This is a genomic window from Alloacidobacterium dinghuense (assembly GCF_014274465.1).
Classification (GTDB): domain Bacteria; phylum Acidobacteriota; class Terriglobia; order Terriglobales; family Acidobacteriaceae; genus Alloacidobacterium; species Alloacidobacterium dinghuense.
Genome location: NZ_CP060394.1, coordinates 1,875,135 through 1,889,748 on the forward strand (window position 1 = coordinate 1,875,135; position 14,614 = coordinate 1,889,748).

A 14,614-nucleotide genomic window follows, 5' to 3' on the forward strand; every position below is an offset into this window, starting at 1 on the left:
AGTTTAGGTTAGATGGGCAATGAGCCAAACCGGTTCATCTCCGATTTGGCCCAGTGTTATTGGAAAGCTGTGCCCTATGACTCAAATGAGTCAATGGATCCGAATATCGCCGGAGCCAGTTTCGACACGCACAGTGGGACCGCCACCGTTCACATCACCGGTAATGTGGTGCTTCTCGAAGCTTCCGTGCGTGGTGATCGGCGGATCGCTATGGACGGAGCCCGAGCCCGTCTGCGCATCCAGTGAAAACCGCGCACTGCCCGTGCCGAGAGTTACCGAACCAGATCCGGTCTGTAGTCGCCAGGACGATGTAGGCTGTCCCTGAACTTCAATATCGCCCGAGCCGGTTTCAGCATAGAGCTCGCCCTGCACGCCCTTCAGACGGATGGAGCCGCTGCCAGTCTCAGCTTTCACGTCCGTGGACGATTGCAGCTCTGCACGGATATCACCTGATCCAGTTTGCAATGCCGTTCGCCCGCTTAAGCCGGAGGCATCGATGGAGCCCGACCCGGTATTGAGCTTCGCAGGGCCGCTCAGATCGGAAACGTGAATGTCTCCGGATCCGCTATTCGCGGAAAGATCGGTGCCCTTTGGCGTCGTGACGTCATAGTCGATCGAAATGTTCTTGTACTCGGTATGTTTGCCGATACTGATGGTGTTTCCGGTTTGCTCGATTGGTGGGTTCGCCACGACCTGGCGAACTCTCTCCTCCGGCGAACCGCTATCTATCCAGCTGTTCCATTTAGCCGCGTGCACGTGGCCAATGATGTGAACGCTCGAATCCGAACCGGGCGTGATGTGGATGTAACCGGAACCAGTATTCACGGAGAGCGTAACCGCCCCGTTCGTCTGCAGCGTCTTGTCGAAGGTTCCGTCTGCTGCAAGAAGTGCCGCAGGCGTCAACAGCAGCGCCGTTAGCGCGAGTGCTTTATGAAGATGCATAACGAAGTCCTTTGCTTGACATAGCGATGTGAAATAGATCTTATTGGCTGCGAAGAGCCAGCACACCTACTTTACTGCTGAAGGACGACCGTGTCTCCTTCTTTCAGTCCGTCCAGAATTTCGGTTCTGCTGCCATTTGAGATACCTGACTTTACCGCAATCTTGCGCTGACCATCTTTCTGCTTAGGATCGGGGACAAAAACGGAGGCGTTTTTCTGGTTGTCATAGACCAGGGCCTGCTCCGGAACGCTGAGCGCATTCTTGTGCTCGGTAATCAGAATCTCGGCGTTTGCAGTCATATTAGCCTTCAGCTCACCAGTCGGATTGTCGATAGAGACGCGCACCTCGAATGTTGTCACGTTGTCCTTCTCCACGCCGAGGGGAGCAATCTTCGTGACCTTGCCGTTGAAGGACTTATTCGGAAACGACTCGACGCGAATGTGAGCCGGTTGGCCAAGATAGACGCTGCCAATGTCGGCTTCATCGACCTTGCCCTGAACGTACACCTGGGTGGTGTCGCCGAGCGTCATTACCAGAGTAGCTGTCGATCCAAGCACAAGAATCGAACTGACAGCATCGCCTATCTCCACGTCACGGGAAAGGACGACGCCATCCATCGGAGAAACAAGCGTGGTATAGCTGAGCTGTTCGTTCAACTGATCAAGGCTGGCCTGTGATTGCTGCACCTGTGCCTGCGCCTGTTTCAACTTCGCCTGATCGACACTGATCTGGGCTACGGAAGAGTCGCGCTTGTTCTCGGCGGCAACATAGTTCCGCTGCGCATCATCGAGCGTTTGCCTGGAAACGATGCCGTCATTTGACATGGCAAGGTTGCGCTCATAGGTGGACTTATACATCGGAAGATCAGGGGCCGCGGCAGCAACCTTGTCCTGATCGATGTTCGCCTTGTATGTCACAACGTTGGCCTCAGACGCGGCAAGCTGTGCCTTCTGCGCTGCAACCTGGGCGAGAATCTCCTGCTGGTCAAGCTGCGCCAGGACCTGACCCTTATGAACATGCTGATTAATGTCAACGAAAAGCTGTTCGACAATGCCGCTTGCCTTGGATTTAAGCTCGACTTTCGTGATGGGCTGAATCTTGCCTGTCGCCACGACGCTCTTGGCAATGTCGCCGCGCGTGGCCTTGGCCAGCTTGCTGGGGTCCATCTTGCTCCCGCTTCCGCGAGCCACCGCGACAATAATTACGAGCAGGACCACGACGACTGCCGGGATGGCCCAGAGCCACCATCTTTTCTTTCGCTTACGCTGCGTAGTCACGTACCATGCTCCCGCTTCTTAGACTTATCACGCGCAGATAGGTTCATGTCGAAGTGGTATACGAGAACGCCAACCCGTTAGTTCCCTGATATGAACTGTTAAACTCAGAGAAAAATGTCTGGTTTGCTGCTCTTCCGGTTCGTTTCGATCGCGCTGCTGATTCTCGCCAACGGATTCTTCGTCGCGGCGGAATTCGCGCTCGTCAGCGTGCGCGAGACCCGCGTCGAGCAACTGATCGCGCAGCGCCGTCCCGGGGCGCGGACCGTTCGCCGCCTGCAGCAGAATCTGGACGATTTTTTACCAGCCGTTCAATTTGGTGTAACACTCTGCAGCCTGGCTCTCGGCTGGATCGGCGAACCAGTCGTCGCTTCTGTTTTCCGTGAATGGCTGTCGTATTTGCCGCACGTGAATATCTATGCCCACCTGATTGCCGTCCCAGTGGCGTTTGCTCTGATTACCTATTTCCATGTGCTGCTCGGCGAGCTCGTGCCAAAATCACTCACGCTGCGCAAGGTAGATCAGGTGGCGCTCGGCGTTGCGGGACCCATGGACGTCTTCATCCACCTTACGCGTCCAGCGGTGCGACTGCTGAATATCTCCGCAGCCTTCGTCCTGCGGCTTTTTCGCGCCCAGAGGGTTCACGAGGGCACCGTTCATTCGCCGGAAGAACTGAAGCTCATCGCAACTGCGGCACGGCGCGTCGGCATGCTGCCTGAGTTTCAGGAAGCGCTCATACACCGCGCCGTCGAAGTCAATGAGATTCCAACGCGCGAGATCATGACACCCCGGCAACGCATCTTCTCCCTTCCGGCAGACATGCTGATCGAAGCAGCCAGCGCGCGCATCGTGGAAGAATTGCATTCCCGTATTCCGGTATACGATCCAGTGCGCGGGCCGGATCACATCGTCGGCGTCGTCTACTCGAAAGATATCTCCAGGCTCATGCACTTCCGCGCTTCGGCCCGCACTCGCTTTGCTGATGCGCCGTTCACGGAGCTTCGTCTTCGGCAGGTGATGCGTGAAGTGCTGGTCGTACCAGAAACAAAACCGGTCCTCGACCTCTTAATCGAATTCCAGCAGCGCCGGCGTCATCTTGCCATCGTGGTCGATGAATTCGGCACAACCGTCGGTTTGGTCACCGTAGAAGACGCAATTGAGCAACTCGTCGGCGAAGTAGAGGACGAATTCGATGTCACAGCGAAGACCACACTCACCTCGGCGAGTGGAAGCGTGGTGCTCGACGGCGGCGTGAACCTGCGCGATCTGGAAACACAGATGAACTGGCATCTACCCCGCGATGGCGGCGTAGAGACTTTGGCTGGCTTCCTGCTCACGCGTCTCGGCAAGATACCCAAGGGTGGAGAAACGGTCGAATTTGAAGGCCGCAAGATCACTGTCGCTGAGATGAACGGAAACCGCATCAGCAAGGTCGTCGTCGAAAACCACAAATCCCCGACTGACGAACAGGAGCCCTTCCAGCCGGAGAAAGCTTCCTGATGCGGGCATTGCGGTCGCTAATCATGCGACTGGTGTATACCATCCCGGTTGTCTGGCTGGTGGTAACGCTGGTTTTTCTCCTGATTCACATTGTGCCAGGCGATCCTGTCGAGCAAATGCTTGGAGAGGGCGCCAGAGCGCAGGACATCGCAGCCCTGCGTCACGCATATGGGTTGGATATTCCGCTCGGCCAGCAATACATCCGCTATTGGCGTGGCGCGATCCACGGCGACCTTGGCCGTTCTGTTCGGTTAAACGATACCGTTACTCATCTGGTGCTCACCCGCTATCCATATACCCTGGAACTCACCGCTGCCGCGTTGACCGTCGCCTTACTGCTGTCAATTCCGGCAGGAATCTCGGCGGCGCTGCATCGCGGACGGTGGAAGGACAACGCAGTCGGCGTCATCAGCTTGCTTGGCTTGTCGTTTCCCGGGTTTGCCTTAGGCCCGATTCTGATCCTGTTGGTTTCGATCAAGCTGGGCTGGCTCCCGGTCAGCGGCGCCGGTGGTTGGGACCATCTCGTACTGCCAGCCATCACCATGGGCAGCGCGCTTGCTGCCATCCTCACGCGCATGGTGCGCACATCGATGCTCGAAGAGCTGGGCCAGGACTACATCCGTACCGCCAGAGCCAAAGGGCTATCCGAGCGAACGGTCGTCTATAAACATGCGCTGCGCAACGCAATGATTCCGGTGCTCACCTTGATCGGCCTGCAATTCGGAGCGCTGCTGGCCGGAGCCATCGTGACCGAGACGATTTTCAGCTGGCCCGGGCTCGGACGCCTCACTGTCTCCGCTATCTCAAACCGTGACTATGCGCTCGTGCAGGGCTGCATCCTGGCCGTTGGGTTGACCTATGTACTGGTGAACCTGCTCACCGACGTGCTCTATATGGTCGTGAATCCGCGTATCCGGAATTGATAGAAGTCATCCATCAAACGATAGTTACAAGTTTTGGCTCGACAACTTCGCCGCTGATATCAAGAAATCCAATCGAAACGGGCAGCGAAAAGCGGTGCGGTCCCGCACTGCCCGGATTAAAGTACAACATGCGTTTCCTCCATTCGATCAACGGCTTGTGGGAATGCCCGCTGATAACAACGTGAATTCCGGCAGCAACCGGATCAAGATCAAGCGCTTGAAGGTCGTGCAGCATGTAAATGGAGCAGCCGCCGAGTTCAACCAATTCGATTTCCGGCAGTTTGGCGCAAGCGCCGCGCCGATCGACATTGCCTCGAATCGCTGTAACTGGAGCGAGTTGCCGCAGCTCATCGAGAATCGCGGCATCGCCAACATCGCCCGCGTGGAGGATATGTTCGACGCCGCGAAGCGCCTCTACGGCTTCCAACCGCAGCAGTCCGTGTGTATCCGAAATGACACCAATTCTCATCTCTCAACTCACTCTAAATTACCCAATTCGTACCCGGATTTCCTCAGACGGCAGCCTGATTTCTCAATAGGAACCGATCGTGAATCCAGCGTAAAATCACACATATGAAGGTCACAGTCGGAGTCTCTGGCGGCGTCGCTGCTTACAAGGCAGCTGAACTTGTTCGCTCACTGCAGCGGCAGGCGCTGGATGTTCACGTGGTGATGACCGAAGCCGCGCAGCAGTTTGTACAGCCGCTCACTTTTGCTTCGCTCACGGGCCACAAAGTCATCACCAGCCTCTGGGCCGGCGACTCCGACGAGAGCAATCTCGATTCAGCAATCGAGCACATTGACGCCGCTCAGACAACGGATGCGCTGGTCGTGGCTCCGGCGACCGCAAACATTCTCGCCAAGTTCGCACATGGAATTGCCGACGACTTTTTGACCACGATGTACCTGGCCACGACCGCTCCGGTGATCGTCGCTCCGGCAATGAACGTCAATATGTGGAACCATCCAGCTACGCGCGCAAACCTGTCGTTGCTTGAGGAGCGCGGCGTGCGCATCGTCTCTCCGGAGAGTGGTTATCTGGCGTGTGGCATGATCGGCAGTGGACGCCTTGCCGAGAACGACGCCATCGTGCAAGCGGTGCTCGACATCCTCAACCACCGCAACGATCTGGCTGGCGAAACGGTGATGATTACTGCGGGCGGCACGCGTGAAGCCCTCGATCCGGTGCGCTTTCTGGGTAACCGTTCCAGCGGCAAAATGGGATATGCCCTTGCCGACGCAGCCGCGAAGCGCGGAGCAAAGGTCATTCTGATTACCGCGCCAACCGCGCTGCGAGCCCCGGCAAACTGCGATGTCGTTCCTGTCGTCACGACAGAAGAGATGCGCGACGCGGTGCTCGGCAGGCTTGCCGAGGCGACCATCGTGATTAAAGCCGCTGCCGTAGCCGATTATCGTCCGGTAATGCAGGCCGAGCAGAAATTGAAGCGCAGCGGTCCTCTCACGATCGAGCTTCAACCAACCGAAGATATTCTGGCGGAAGTCGTTCGCTGTCGTCACGAGGGCATGCTTGTGATCGGCTTTGCCGCCGAAACCGAAAACGCCCTTGTTCATGGGCGCGACAAACTCCTTCGCAAAGGCGCCGATGCAATCGTCCTGAACGATGTTTCCCGGCCAGGTGTCGGTTTTGACTCCGATCGCAACGCCGTCACTTTTCTGACACAACAGACTGCGATCGACTTTCCGGAAATGAGCAAGCGTGAGCTAGCAGACCGTATTCTCGAAGAGGTCATGGCCTTGCGCCGTCCGCAGAAAGTGGTTGCAGAACGGTAACGATGCCTCGCCTCGATTCCGAACAACAACAGGCAATCGCCGCTCGCATACGTTACTATCGCGATCTGGGTGTTTTCGACTTCTATCGCCGCGGTGATGCCGTCGTCGAAGCCACGCCGGAGAACGTATCGTTGCAAGTTACAAATCCAGACGAAACCATGCCCAGAAAGCAGTCCCGCGTACAGTCTCAACCCTCAGTCAACGATCTTTTACCGGCAACACAGCCGGTCATTCCGCCAGCAGAGCGCGAGGGCGCGCTACGCGTCATCCGTGAAGACATCGGTGAATGCACTCGTTGCCCACTGGCATTTGCGGGGCGGCATACCATCGTCTTCGGGGAGGGCAATGCGAATGCGCGTCTCATGTTCGTCGGCGAAGGGCCGGGCGCTGATGAAGATGCGCAAGGCCGGCCATTTGTGGGCAGGGCGGGGCAGTTGCTGAACAACATGATTACGGCGATGGGGCTGAAGCGCGAAGACGTTTACATCGCCAATATCGTCAAGTGCCGTCCGCCGCAGAATCGAACCCCCGAGCCGGTTGAGGCAAACACCTGCTCGCAGTTTCTTTTTCGGCAGATCGACGTCATCCATCCGGAGATTTTGGTCGCCCTTGGCTCAACCGCTGCAACCTACCTGCTCGGCGGTAAGGCTCCGCTCAGTGCACTGCGTGGGCGTGTGCATGAGGCTCGCGGATCGAAACTGATCGTTACCTACCATCCTGCATATTTGTTGCGCGATCCGCGGCAGAAGAAGGAAGCGTGGGCCGACCTGCAGATCGCAATGGCTGAGCTTGGCATGAAGCCTCCGAAGCGCACTCCGAGTGAGTGAGACTGGCAGTTCCGCCTTCACTCTACGCTAGTGTCTCTGCCCTGACTTGTGTCTCGGTTAGCGGGAAATGGCTGGATGACTTATACTGGCGTCGCTCTAAAGTAAGGAGAGCTTTTATGAGCTCGTTTCCTCCTTCCTTGCCTGTCCCTCCGCTTCCAAGAGACCCATTCGCCGGACCCGAATGGGCGACGATACCGATCGCAGACAGGCCTGTTGTTATGGATCTGCTCGCTGGACTTTCAACGACCAAACTGCTCGAAACTTGCGGTTTGTGGAGCGAGGAAGATGCGCGCCGTATCGAACCGTTTCGAGGTCATGGTTTTCTTGATTTGAGAGGCACCTCGGCGGGAACAACTGATCGCCTGTTGAAATACATTCGCTATTTTTCGAATTTAGGTCATTTCCCGTATTTCCTTCTTGACCAGCAGGCAAAGGCCGCGATTCTAGTTGGTCAGGCTGCGACGGCAAGACCGGGCCCGAGAAACCCTTTTCGAGCGGAAAAGCCGAAAGGCGTTGTGCCGTTTGTCATTATGATTAATGGCGAATGCCGTATCGGGCCCACGTTTAGACGTATCGAGATACGTCCGCTTCCGAGCACGGGGGTCAATCATGCTTTTATTGCACAAATGGCCAGCCAAGTAGCGTTCGCCGGTGAACTGAAATTCGGTGGCATGGGTGAAGGCGCTGCTGGTGTGCTCATTAGCTGGTCAAATGAATCAGGTGGCTATCGATCTACTGGAAACGATGCGTACAAAGTTGGACTGCCGATGAATCTATTTAGCGGAAGGGGTCCGCTCTCTGCACCGAAAGATTTTGTGAATGCTTATGGCGCAGGGCGGTCAAAGATTAATTGGGGCAGGCATGGTCCACCAGAGAGCGCTCAGTCAAAAGGCGATTACTGGTATCGCTGAAACCTTTAGGTAAAACGGCGGGGAGACACGGCTGATCCTGAATACTCTCCCCTTGATTCTGCGGGTAGTCACGGAAAATAGCGAAATCTCCGCGTTCACCAAGCAAATTACCAGGGTAGAGCTTCACCCATGTGGAAGTAGCCGCCTGTCGGACCATCGGAAGCCAGCGTGGCGAGCTGGACGCTTGTTTTTGCGCCGTCTGGAAGTTCCATGGGCGCCGCATCTGTGCCCATGTCGGTCTTAACCCAGCCGGGATGTGCCGAATTCACCTTGATCTTTGTGTCGCGCAACTCATGCGCAAGATGCACCGTGAATGCGTTGAGCGCGGCCTTTGAAGCGTCGTATGCCAAGGCTTTGGCGCCATAGATAGGCGAATCTGGATCGGCGTGCAAAGTGAGGGATCCGAGGATGCTCGAAAGATTCACAATACGGCCTTCCGGAGCCTTCTTAATGAGCGGTAACAGAACCTGTGTTAATTCAATGGTGCCGAAGAAATTCGTATCGAATGTTTCGCGCAGGACGGCTTGCGTGACTGTGCTCGTGTTGTTCGGCGCCATGAATGTTTCCTTCGATACGCCGGCGTTGTTAATAAGGATGTCAAGCTTGCCATAATTCTTGTCAAAGTAATCGTAAGCTTCTTTGTAGTCGGCTGGCTTAGTGATGTCGAAGCGGATAACGTCCACGTCGGCGCCATCTGCGCGCAATTCTTTAGCGACCGCCTGTCCCTTCCCCAGATCGCGGGATCCGATCACAACTTTGATGCCGTCACCTTTCCCCAATTGACGTGCAGTTTCCAGGCCAATGCCCCTGTTTCCACCGGTAATAAAAGCAACCTTCTTTTCCTTAGCCATTTGATTAGGCCCTCCTGCTCAGTGTTCAGATGTTGCAACAGGAAATAGGATTCATACGAATCAGTTCAATGAAAATCAGACGGCTCATCAAAAAAAACCTTTACTCTGCCAATCCACTTACCACTTGCAGGCGTACTAAAAACGCCAGGGAATTGGGCGCCGTGATCGGGCCCATGAAAAACATCCGCAGGATGCGCTCCAGTTCTCCGGAAAATCCCTCCCTAGGAGACTGGATCATGAATCTGTCCAAAGATACCGAAATCGTCATCCCGGCCAGCGACGGCTCATCCGGTATGTCACGTAGATTATTTTTCAAGCGCGCCACAATTGCCGGAGCCACAAGTGCGGTTGCACTCAGCGGCCTCGTCGGTCTGGGCGCTGCTTCCGGCCAGGAAGTCGATGCAGACGCAAGAGATGAACGCTTCGGTCCTCATTCGTTAAAGAAGGGCGACCACGACATTTTGGTTGCTGCCGAAGTTGCCGAGGCACTCGCGGTTACAACCTATTCCAACATCATCAATACCGCGCCGTTTTTCACAAGGCTTGAATCCGACGATCAGGGCTACCTGATGGCTGCTCTGCAGGAAGAGATGTCCCACTACCTGCTGGAGCAGGAGGTCACTGACGAGTTCACCCCATTCACTTCTTTCTTCTATCCGCCCAAGATGTTTGCCGACGCGCAGACGACACTGAACACGCTCGTTACGCTGGAAGATGCATTCATTGCTGCTTATCTGGTGGGCGTGCGCAATTTCAGCACAACGCATCTGCGTGTGACTGCGGCACGCATTATGGGCATCGAGAGCGATCATCGCACGCTGGCACGCGTTATAGGCCCCGGCGTGGCGGCGCAGGACGCCGGCCCAATTGAGATGATCACCGGCGCTCAGGGAGTAGCAGAGAGCGTCGATCCCCCTAACAACAACGGCTATGAAAGAACCTTATGCTGGACCAACATCAATCAGGCACTTGCCGCACTCATGCCTTTCGTCGACAAAACTGCGGCCAAGAAGGCTGGATTTGATACCTCCAAATCGTATCCGTTCGAGCCGTTCAATCCGGTTCTGCCGAATCCCCTGGGCGAATTCATTTCTTTTAAAGGTTGCTAATGATGGCTGGCGGAAGACAGGGCCACGATGCGCGGCGTGGCCTTTGTCGCTTTCTGAATTGGGCTAGCGCGCGTGAGCGTGCTAAAACGTTGTCGTCAAGTATTTCGGAGCCAGCATGCCACCCACACTCGCCAACGGAAAAATCTGCTACATCGAAATACCCGCAACTGACGTCGCACGCTCGGCTGATTTCTACAGCAAGGTCTTTGGCTGGCAAATCCGGCAACGAGGTGATGGCGCCACGGCTTTCGATGACGCAGTAGGCCAAGTGAGTGGCGCATGGGTCACGGGACGTCCGGCCGCCGCGCAGCCAGGTTTTATGATCTACATCTGGGTGGACAGCGTCGCTGCAACCATCGATGCCGTCGTGGCGAATGGCTGCGAGATTGTGCAGCGCATCGGAGCAGACGCGCCCGAGATCACAGCGCGCTTCCGTGATCCCGGAGGCAATGTTGTCGGTCTTTATCAGGAGCCGCCTCAGAGCTAGGGCCAGCTATTCGGCGTGGAGGACGATCTCGAAAAGCAGGAGGCAGATGGTCGTGTAAATCACATCGTAGCCAGCCAGCAACTTGATCCAGAGCCCCGGATCTGACTCGCCCGTAAGGATCGCGCTCGCGCCGAGGACCATCGCCAGCAGCGCTGGAATGAACAGCGGGAAGAGAATCAGCGGCAGCAGCAGTTCGCGGTTGCGTGTGCGAATGGAGAGTGCAGCAAAGAATGTTCCATTCGCTACCAAAGCCCAGGTCCCCAGCGGCAGAACCAGCGCCAGCAGCCAGCCGTTTCCCAGGGCGTGCAGGTTGTAAAAAATGATGAAGACCGGCGCAAGAATCAACTCCACTACCGTTACGAATAGAAAATTTGCCAGCACCTTGCCCAGAAAAAGCGAAGCCGCTGGGGCTGGCGTCATCCGCTGCGCGTCGAGCACCTGATGTCGCAGCTCCCGCGCCCACGCCTGATTCAGCGCCGACACCGACGCGAACATGGTAGCAACGCAGAGTATTCCACCCGCAATCTGTCGCGAAGACTCGCGCGTCGGATCAAAGGCCAGGCTGAAAAGCACCACCACCAGCAATGCAAAGAAGAGCATGGAGTTGATGGCATCCTTCGACCGCCACTCCAGCCGCAGGTCTTTCAACAAATGTGTAACAAAGTAAGGAGCCTTCACGAAGCGTGCTCCTTTGTGAGATCAGCCAGCGTAGCGTGGGATGCGCGGATGTAGTCGACGGGCGAGACAATGATCTGGGTGCCGCGCGTTCCCGCCGAGACGGAGATCACATCGAAAAGCTCAAGCGTCTCGTCGGCGTAGACAGGGAAGTTCTTCTTAGCGCCAAAGACGGTGACACCACCACGAATGTAGCCCGTGAGCGGCTGAATCTCTTTGAGAGAAACCATTTCGGCCTTACGGGTTCCCGCAGCATTCGCGAGCTTCTTGAAGTCGAGCTCGGCATTGCCGGGAACCACGGCAAAGGCGTGCTCCTTGTCGCTGGTAACACAGAGCAGCGTCTTGAAAACCTGCTCTGGCGGAAGCCCAATCTTTTCCGCGACAAGAATAGCGGAGAAGTCTTCGCTATCGAGTTCGTATTCACGCAGCTCATATTGAATACCGAGAGAGTCGAGATAGCGGGCGGCGTTGGTCTTCATGCGTGGATCGCGCTTCTCTGTGGTTTCTCAACGACCGCGCTCAAGCTGCCCGCAACCAACGTAATCAGCGAATCCGCAAGCGGCTCGGCTAGCTCGCGCTGATGCGTCGTCAGCACAATCGTCCGCTGCTCGGCCTTGATTCCGGCCAGCAGATCGAGCATCTGGTGCGCGCTGCCGATGTCCATGTTGGAAAAAGGCTCATCGAGCAGTAGCAGATCCGGCTTCGAAAGCAGAACACGAGCCAGCGCTGCCCGCTGACGCATCCCTTGTGAATACTGCCCCACCGGACGAGTAAGCGCCGGATCGAGGCCAACGGAGCGCAAAGCCTCTTCCGGCACCAGGCATACCTTTGCACGATAAAGATCGCCAAAGTAGCGAAGGTTCTCCACAGCCGTGTATTCGTCGTAGAGCATCGGAGCGTGGCTCATATAGCCAATGCGATCGCGCGCGTCATGTGAAGCGGTTCCCAGCACTTTGACCGTTCCATATGTAGGCCGCAGTAATCCGGCGAGAATGCGTAACAAGGTAGACTTACCGGCGCCGTTTTCTCCAAGAAGCACGTAGCAGCGACCCGCTTCGAGGGTGAGCGAAACCTTGCGCAGCGCGGCAAATGTGCCGTAGAGCTTCGAGACGGTCTCCAGTTGTGCGGTGATCGACATGCGCAAAAATCAGTTTACAGGCTCAGGGCCCATAAGCCTGATTCCCGCGTCACCGAGGTGGAACGACCGATGCCGTGCTTGCGGGTGTGGCCGCCGGAGCCTGACCTGGCGGGGGCGGAGCATACTTCGAGGCACACTTGGCCTGCAACTGCGTCGCGTGGAATACCCCATCACGTCCAAAGGTGCCGATGGCAAGAGCCTGCGAATTGTCTTTGAAGGTATCCGGCGGCGGCTCATCGCCCTTGTAGGAAACGCGAAGCGTGCGGGTGTTTTCAACGAGCACGAAATCGGCGTCGGAGCCCTTGTGCTGGATGGAGCCGGGCTGCACATTTCCAGCAACGCGCAAATGGCGCGTATAAGCCTTGTTACCCATCCCTTGCAGTTCCTGAATCGTGACGTAGTAGCTCTTGTTGGCCTGAACGCCGCTCACTGCAAGGTAGATGATGGCGCCAAGAATGACTACGATAGCGATGCCGATGCGCGTGCCCTGATTGGTGCTCTTCATAGCTGTCACTATTTTACTGCGGATTCAGAAACGATCTACCTTTAAGAGATCAAAGCAGTTTCACGATGTTTATAATCGCTTTTCAGGGTTCTTCTTGCATTCATTCATCATCTAAGTCGGAAATCACTCCTTTCCATCTGCGAGGTATATATGAGCGGCAACGGTAACGGCACTCAAACCAACTCTGATGTGCAGTCGGCACAGGAAATTTTGCAACCTCGTGCGGAATGGATCGCGAACCGCAAGGCTGAAGTCGAGCGCACCGGCGATACGAATGTCTCGCAGATGCATTTTGCGCGACAGGGCCGCATAACCGAAGAAATGGAATATGTGGCGAAGCGTGAGAATGTTTCGGATGAGCTCATCCGCGACGAAATCGCCGCCGGCCGCCTTATCATCCCAGCCAACATCAATCATCCTGAGCTGGAGCCGATGGCAATCGGTGTTGCCTCAAGATGCAAGGTCAACGCAAATATCGGAAACTCGGCTGTGACCTCGAACGTTGACGAAGAGCTGCGCAAGCTGCACATGGCGGTGCAGTTTGGCGCGGACACGGTGATGGACCTCTCGACCGGAGGCAATATTCCGCAGATTCGCGAAGCCATCCTGCGGCACTCGCCTGTGCCCATCGGAACCGTGCCGATCTACGAGGCACTGCAGCGCGTCAAGAGGCTCGAAGACCTCAACATTGATCTTTATCTCGAAGTCATTGAGGAGCAGGCGCAGCAGGGTGTAGACTACTTCACCATCCATGCTGGCGTGCTCATCCAGTATGTCCCCATGGTGGCCAAGCGCATCACCGGAATCGTGAGCCGTGGTGGTGCAATTCTGGCGCAATGGATGACGCATCACCATAAGCAAAATTTTCTCTACGAACACTTCGACCGCATCGTGAAGATAATGGCGAAGTATGACGTCAGCTTCTCGCTCGGCGACGGCCTGCGTCCCGGCTGCGTAGCCGATGCCTCCGACGAAGCGCAGTTCGCGGAGTTGAAAACACTGGGCGAGCTGACCGCCAAAGCCTGGGAGAGCGAGTTGCAGGTGATGATCGAAGGCCCTGGCCACGTGCCGCTCGACAAGATCAAGGAGCAGGTCGACAAGGAAGTGGAATACTGCTTCGGCGCGCCTTTCTACACGCTGGGGCCGCTCGTGACCGACATCGCTCCGGGCTACGACCACATCACTTCGGCCATCGGCGCGGCGATGATCGGCTGGCACGGCGCATCCATGCTCTGCTACGTGACGCCGAAGGAGCACCTCGGCCTGCCTAACGAAAAAGATGTGAAGGACGGCATGATTGCCTACAAGATCGCCGCCCACGCTGCCGACATTGCGCGTCGCCGTCCAGGCGCGCGTGATCGCGACGACGCCATCAGCTACGCGCGCTACACCTTCGACTGGGAAAAGCAATTCGCCCTCTCGCTCGACCCAGAAACTGCGCGTTCGATGCACGACGAGACGTTGCCGGACGACTACTACAAGGAAGCAGCTTTCTGCTCCATGTGCGGCCCGAAATTCTGCTCGATGAACTGGTCCAGCAAAGTCGATGAGTTCAACAAAACCGTACACGGACTGGAGAAAGCCGATTTGAGCAATCTCGTAACGCTGCAGGCGCAGCAGCTGGCAGGGAAGAATTAGAACGCACGCTCTGGAAGCGTTTACATCAAGATGCGGATCGTGT

At 56.4% G+C, this 14,614-nt stretch carries 16 protein-coding genes; 8 read left to right on the top strand and 8 right to left on the bottom strand.

The window, feature by feature from the left end:
• Nucleotides 1-90: 90 nt before the first annotated feature.
• Both H7849_RS07555 and H7849_RS07560 read right to left on the bottom strand, forming a co-directional pair.
• The gene (locus H7849_RS07555; protein WP_186745394.1) at nt 91-942 is read right to left on the bottom strand and encodes a DUF4097 family beta strand repeat-containing protein; all 852 of its coding nucleotides are present in this window, start codon (nt 940-942) and stop codon (nt 91-93) included.
• Nucleotides 943-1,013: 71 nt separating this feature from the next.
• Entirely contained in the window at nt 1,014-2,219 is a 1,206-nt protein-coding gene (locus H7849_RS07560) for an efflux RND transporter periplasmic adaptor subunit (RefSeq protein WP_186745396.1), read from the bottom strand.
• A 114-nt stretch (nt 2,220-2,333) separates the two neighbouring features.
• Between H7849_RS07560 and H7849_RS07565 the strand changes: the two genes are divergently transcribed.
• Both H7849_RS07565 and nikB read left to right on the top strand, forming a co-directional pair.
• Nucleotides 2,334-3,716 (top strand): hemolysin family protein, encoded by a 1,383-nt coding sequence (locus H7849_RS07565; RefSeq protein ID WP_186745397.1) that lies wholly within the window; start codon nt 2,334-2,336, stop codon nt 3,714-3,716.
• Nucleotides 3,716-4,639 (top strand): nickel ABC transporter permease, encoded by a 924-nt coding sequence (gene nikB / locus H7849_RS07570; RefSeq protein ID WP_186745399.1) that lies wholly within the window; start codon nt 3,716-3,718, stop codon nt 4,637-4,639. Before H7849_RS07565 ends, nikB begins: the two co-directional genes overlap by 1 nt.
• A 13-nt stretch (nt 4,640-4,652) precedes the next feature.
• Here the strand turns inward: nikB and H7849_RS07575 are convergent, their stop codons facing one another.
• Entirely contained in the window at nt 4,653-5,108 is a 456-nt protein-coding gene (locus H7849_RS07575; RefSeq protein ID WP_186745401.1) for a metallophosphoesterase family protein, read from the bottom strand.
• A 104-nt stretch (nt 5,109-5,212) separates the two neighbouring features.
• Here H7849_RS07575 and coaBC point away from each other — a divergent pair, with 104 nt between their 5' ends.
• The 3 genes from coaBC to H7849_RS07590 all read left to right on the top strand — a co-directional run bounded on the left by coaBC (nt 5,213) and on the right by H7849_RS07590 (nt 8,168).
• On the top strand, nt 5,213-6,430 hold the full coding sequence (coaBC, locus tag H7849_RS07580) for a bifunctional phosphopantothenoylcysteine decarboxylase/phosphopantothenate--cysteine ligase CoaBC (RefSeq protein ID WP_186745403.1): 1,218 nt from the start codon (nt 5,213-5,215) through the stop codon (nt 6,428-6,430).
• Between the two features lie 2 nt (nt 6,431-6,432).
• The gene (locus H7849_RS07585; RefSeq protein ID WP_186745405.1) at nt 6,433-7,257 is read left to right on the top strand and encodes a uracil-DNA glycosylase; all 825 of its coding nucleotides are present in this window, start codon (nt 6,433-6,435) and stop codon (nt 7,255-7,257) included.
• 116 nt (nt 7,258-7,373) lie between these two features.
• Nucleotides 7,374-8,168 carry a hypothetical protein gene (locus H7849_RS07590; protein WP_186745407.1) on the top strand — a complete coding sequence of 265 codons (795 nt, stop codon included), beginning with the start codon at nt 7,374-7,376 and terminating at the stop codon, nt 8,166-8,168.
• Nucleotides 8,169-8,275: 107 nt separating this feature from the next.
• Here the strand turns inward: H7849_RS07590 and H7849_RS07595 are convergent, their stop codons facing one another.
• Entirely contained in the window at nt 8,276-9,019 is a 744-nt protein-coding gene (locus H7849_RS07595; protein ID WP_186745409.1) for an SDR family oxidoreductase, read from the bottom strand.
• 236 nt (nt 9,020-9,255) lie between these two features.
• Between H7849_RS07595 and H7849_RS07600 the strand changes: the two genes are divergently transcribed.
• Both H7849_RS07600 and H7849_RS07605 read left to right on the top strand, forming a co-directional pair.
• The gene (locus H7849_RS07600; protein WP_186745411.1) at nt 9,256-10,128 is read left to right on the top strand and encodes a ferritin-like domain-containing protein; all 873 of its coding nucleotides are present in this window, start codon (nt 9,256-9,258) and stop codon (nt 10,126-10,128) included.
• Nucleotides 10,129-10,243: 115 nt separating this feature from the next.
• Entirely contained in the window at nt 10,244-10,615 is a 372-nt protein-coding gene (locus H7849_RS07605; RefSeq protein WP_186745413.1) for a VOC family protein, read from the top strand.
• A gap of 6 nt (nt 10,616-10,621) precedes the next feature.
• Here H7849_RS07605 and H7849_RS07610 read toward each other — a convergent pair whose 3' ends face one another.
• Genes H7849_RS07610 through H7849_RS07625 form a run of 4 tightly spaced genes read right to left on the bottom strand, consistent with a single transcriptional unit; the run spans nt 10,622 to nt 12,933 of the window.
• Nucleotides 10,622-11,293: a heme exporter protein CcmB gene (locus tag H7849_RS07610; protein WP_186745415.1), complete on the bottom strand. Its 672-nt coding sequence runs from the start codon at nt 11,291-11,293 to the stop codon at nt 10,622-10,624.
• A complete protein-coding gene (gene ybaK / locus H7849_RS07615) occupies nt 11,290-11,769 on the bottom strand; it encodes a Cys-tRNA(Pro) deacylase (protein ID WP_186745417.1) in 480 nt (159 codons plus the stop codon). The genes H7849_RS07610 and ybaK overlap by 4 nt, the downstream gene beginning before the upstream one ends.
• Nucleotides 11,766-12,428, bottom strand: coding sequence for a heme ABC exporter ATP-binding protein CcmA (ccmA, locus tag H7849_RS07620; protein WP_186745419.1), 663 nt, complete (start codon nt 12,426-12,428; stop codon nt 11,766-11,768). Before ccmA ends, ybaK begins: the two co-directional genes overlap by 4 nt.
• Before the next feature lie 49 nt (nt 12,429-12,477).
• The gene (locus tag H7849_RS07625) at nt 12,478-12,933 is read right to left on the bottom strand and encodes a cytochrome c maturation protein CcmE (protein WP_186745421.1); all 456 of its coding nucleotides are present in this window, start codon (nt 12,931-12,933) and stop codon (nt 12,478-12,480) included.
• Nucleotides 12,934-13,083: 150 nt separating this feature from the next.
• Here H7849_RS07625 and thiC point away from each other — a divergent pair, with 150 nt between their 5' ends.
• Entirely contained in the window at nt 13,084-14,571 is a 1,488-nt protein-coding gene (gene thiC / locus H7849_RS07630; RefSeq protein WP_186745422.1) for a phosphomethylpyrimidine synthase ThiC, read from the top strand.
• Nucleotides 14,572-14,614 lie beyond the last annotated feature (43 nt).